The sequence below is a fragment of the Clostridium sp. DSM 8431 genome, from assembly GCF_900116755.1.
GTDB lineage: Bacteria > Bacillota > Clostridia > Clostridiales > Clostridiaceae > Clostridium.
On record NZ_FPBY01000239.1, the window covers coordinates 1 to 4,052 of the forward strand.

Genomic DNA, 4,052 nt, shown 5'->3' on the forward strand with positions numbered 1-4,052 from the left:
TGTGAGAAACTAATTGTTCTGGAGTAAGATTTATCTTAAGTTTTTCGTTCCATAAACCACTGGCACTTCTGAAGTCTGGAATATTAGATTCAGTAGAGATATGGATGTAAACCCTCTCATTATTTTGTAATTATAATGATTAAGTAATCTTGTTTTTTTATGCTGTAGAATTAATGTAATGGTAGATATAGATTATTTTTATTAAGTAATTTTAATATATAAAATATTCAAGTTTGAAGCTTATTTCACTAAAGAAAAGGTTTTATTTTATGAAATGTCAATAAAAAAACAACTGCTTTTTTTATTTATGTTAAGTTTAAAGTGGATTTTTTAATTCATTTTGTAGTTATATGTATGTAATAAATCGAAAAATAACGATTTTAATTTATTGAAATAAAAATAAAATAAATATATAATATAAACATTATTGCAATAATATTACAAAAAAACATATATATTGAAGGGAAGATAATATAAAAAAAAGAATAATAGCAACAATTTTGGGAATTTCTATGTTGATTCCAGCAACAATAGCATATGCATATTCACACGGATCTAGCGATACTATTTATATGCAGAGTACAAATACACAGATTACAGGGACATTGTATTTACTTTATGATGGAAATCCTAATATAGGTCAAGCAAATACACATAATGATAGTGGAAATGGTGTGACTGTTAAAACTAAAATATATGCAACAGCAGGTGGACAAACAATTTCTGGAAGTTCTAGAGTTGTGACAGGTAATCCAAATGCTTATGTTAAATCTACAGCTAGACTACCAGATGCATGGGGAAGTGGGCATACAACACACAATACTGCAGACCCTTGGGATTGGTTATATATTCAGGTGTCAGATTTAAGATAGAATTTTAATATTAGTAAAGCTTTAAGCTTTACTAATATTTTATGGAGTAAAATGTTATGAAATATACAAAAATAGACATATTTTTAATAGTAGGTTTTTTACTTTCTGCATTTGCGTTCAGTTTAACTATAAGTGTTGTATATACTAAATACAATAAAGTAATTGAACAAAATGAAATCAATAAAGATTATAAATTACTAGAGATAAATATTGTAGATAAAACTGAAAAAAAAGATGAAGAAAATAACGTGAACTTAAAATACAAAAAAAATACAAGTTTATTAGAAGTAGTAAACGAAGTTCAACAAGCTGGATATAAGAAAATTATTTTATCTCCAATTGAAACACAAATAGAAGTAGGAAATGATAGTTATATTAATGACATATGGGCATGTTCAGCAGGCATTGATATGAAGAGAAATAATATAGTTAAAGGAAGATATTTAACTGAAGAAGAACTAAGTAGTAATGAAAAAGTTGCAGTTATAGGGCTTGGTTTGGAAAGGTTAATTGAAGAAAAAGATGGAGAAAAGTACATAAAAGTATTCGAAGAATATTATAAAGTCATTGGAATTTTAGGAGATACAGAAGTATTTAAGTATAGCAGCATAATTCCAATAAAATCTTTAAGTATTATAAATAGTGAGCCTTCACAAGTTAGCTTTCTGCATTATTTTAAGGATAATGAGGTTAATGAAGCTATATCAAATAGGAACATTTTAAGTAATGAGACTATTATTCCACAAATTCCGGTTATAAAATATTTATTTAAAAATGTTTATGAACTTAAAAACTGTTTGTATCAAGTAGTACTTGGAATAATAAATCTATTCCTATTTTCATACTTTTTTTCTGATGGGATAAAAGAAAAAGTCGCTATAATGAAAGTATTAGGTGCTAGGAATATAGATGTATTTAAAGAAGTGTTTATAAAGTATATAAAAATAGCGACAATAGGGATTATTGGAGGATTAATATTATCAAAGTTTACAATAGATTTTATGAGACAAGCATTCACCTATCAATATTCATCGGTTAATGTTGATAATGTTATAGTAACGTTTATATCTATATTTATAATATCAATAATTGTTTCTATATGTGTTCTATTTAATGTAATTAGATTTAAAATAATGAAGGAAATAAGGTAATTATAATGAATAATAAATTTATTTTTTTTGATATAAGAAGAAATTGGATTGTTACTATATTAGTTACAGTAGAAATAGCTCTATGGATATTTTATACAGCTTCTTTGGTTTCTTTAATTAATTTTGATAATTCATATAGGAACAGGTATAATAGAGCAATTCCTGTTAACAATTCAGAAGTTATAAAGTTCTATAAAGTAATTTTGAATGATGATTACTTTGAAAATAAGGATGTTTATGATAGTTATATAAAGGAGAGCCTTAAAGTAGTAAGTAATAATAATTATACTTATGGATTTGTTCAAAGAGATAATTATGAGGAAATTCCTATAGAAAGTTTTGGTTTGAATTTAGATAATCTTCAGTCAAATTTTACCATGATGGATAAGTTTAATTCGTTAACTAATCCAATTGGATTTAATTATGGTATGATAGAAAATTACAAAAAGAATATAATTGGAGAAATTTCTGAAGAAGAGTGGATTAGAAATGATAATTTTATACCTATAATTATAGGAAGTGAAATAGCTAAAAAACTTAAGATTGGTGATACTTATGAAGTAAATAATATAAACTATAAAGTTATAGGTGAGTTTAAAAAAGATACATTGGCATATGATTATACAAATACTGTAGATAGCTCATTTTTATTAAATACATCATTTGTTATACCATTAAGTGAAGATAAGTATTTTGAAAACTTTAATGGTGAACCTATAACAATATTTTTTAATGGAGATATGGAAACAGGAGCTGCAAAGATAAATAAAGAAATTCAAGATGTTTCTAAGGATATTGTTATATCAAGTTCTAGCGAAGATTTAGATAAGTTTTTAGATGAATTAAAGTCAAAAAAATATTATGAAATATGTAGAATACTTATAGTTAGTATAATTGCATCTGCATCAATATTTACTACTATAAGTTATAAGATAAATAGAGATAGAGATAGAATTGGAATTTTGTATTCATTTGGAACTACAAAAAGAAATATATTTAAGATTTTTTCAGGTGAATTCTTCATAAGTATATTTATTGGAATTATTGGAGGAAGTATATTTTATCTAAAAAAATGTGCAAGTGTATATGTTTTTTTCATTAATGAGAATATATATTTAAACCTGTTTCTTTCTTTAGGAATACTATTATTATTAATCTTTTCAATCATGTTATTAGGATTTAATCAGATTAATAAACTTACTCCAAAAGAAATGATAGGGGGATTTGTAGAATGAGTTTGTTAGAAGCAAAAGATTTATATAAAATTTATGGAAAAGATAATAATGAAGTAAAAGCTGTTAATGGAATAAGTTTAAAGGTTGATAGGGGAGAAATCATAGCTATAATGGGTTCATCAGGCTGTGGAAAAAGCACATTGCTTAATATGTTAGGTTGTATAGATACTCCTAATAGAGGAGAATACTACATAGATGGTAATAAAGTAGATTTTAAAAAACTAAATAGTTTGTCTCAAATTAGAAATGAAAAGATCTCCTTTATATTTCAAAACTTTGCACTAATAAAAGATCTTAATGTTTTAGAAAATATAATATTACCACTTAAATTTAGGGGTATTTCATATAAAAAAAGAGTAGAAAAGGGAATTAAATATCTAAGAGAATTAGGCATTGAAGACTTGAAAAAGAAAAATGTGCGAGAATTATCAGGAGGTCAACAGCAAAGAGTTGCAATTGCTAGGGCACTTGCACAAGAAAGTGAAATCATTTTAGCAGATGAACCAACAGGTGCATTAGATGAGGAAAATAGTATCAAGATTATGGAATTATTAAGATATTTAAATAAAGAGTATAATAAAACTATAATTGTTATTACCCATGATAAACTTGTAGCAAGCTTCTGCGATAAAGTCATGAAAATGAAAGATGGAAAGTGGGATAATTAATACTTTTCCAAAAAGATATAGAGAAATTAATGAGGGCACTGAAAAAGTGCCCTTTGGAAAATTAAGCCCAAAAGATTGTTATTCAACAATCTTTTGGGCTTTTTATGTTATACTTAATTTATTAAA

At 25.4% G+C, this 4,052-nt stretch carries 4 protein-coding genes and 1 pseudogene; 4 read left to right on the forward strand and 1 reads right to left on the reverse strand.

The window, feature by feature from the left end; genetic code table 11:
- A pseudogene (locus BM384_RS17485) lies at positions 1–100 on the reverse strand (Sir2 family NAD-dependent protein deacetylase); the annotation flags it as partial.
- 400 nt (positions 101–500) lie between these two features.
- On the opposite strand from BM384_RS17485, the gene BM384_RS16035 reads away from it, so the two are divergent.
- The 4 genes from BM384_RS16035 to BM384_RS16050 are packed head-to-tail and all read left to right on the forward strand — an operon-like array spanning position 501 to position 3,926.
- Positions 501–872, forward strand: a complete 372-nt coding sequence (locus tag BM384_RS16035; protein WP_207650743.1) for a hypothetical protein — start codon at positions 501–503, stop codon at positions 870–872.
- Positions 873–928: 56 nt separating this feature from the next.
- On the forward strand, positions 929–2,023 hold the full coding sequence (locus BM384_RS16040; RefSeq protein WP_090015124.1) for an ABC transporter permease: 1,095 nt from the start codon (positions 929–931) through the stop codon (positions 2,021–2,023).
- A 5-nt stretch (positions 2,024–2,028) separates the two neighbouring features.
- Positions 2,029–3,258 carry an FtsX-like permease family protein gene (locus BM384_RS16045; RefSeq protein ID WP_090015126.1) on the forward strand — a complete coding sequence of 410 codons (1,230 nt, stop codon included), beginning with the start codon at positions 2,029–2,031 and terminating at the stop codon, positions 3,256–3,258.
- Positions 3,255–3,926 (forward strand): ABC transporter ATP-binding protein, encoded by a 672-nt coding sequence (locus tag BM384_RS16050; protein WP_090015128.1) that lies wholly within the window; start codon positions 3,255–3,257, stop codon positions 3,924–3,926. The genes BM384_RS16045 and BM384_RS16050 overlap by 4 nt, the downstream gene beginning before the upstream one ends.
- The last annotated feature ends 126 nt before the right edge of the window (positions 3,927–4,052 follow it).

Excerpts from the sequence above, each read along its gene's own strand:
- BM384_RS16045 (WP_090015126.1), top strand. The coding sequence starts at position 2,029 with ATGAATAATAAATTTATTTTTTTTGATATAAGAAGAAATTGGATTGTT.
- BM384_RS16050 (WP_090015128.1), top strand. The coding sequence starts at position 3,255 with ATGAGTTTGTTAGAAGCAAAAGATTTATATAAAATTTATGGAAAAGAT.
- BM384_RS16040 (WP_090015124.1), top strand. The coding sequence starts at position 929 with ATGAAATATACAAAAATAGACATATTTTTAATAGTAGGTTTTTTACTT.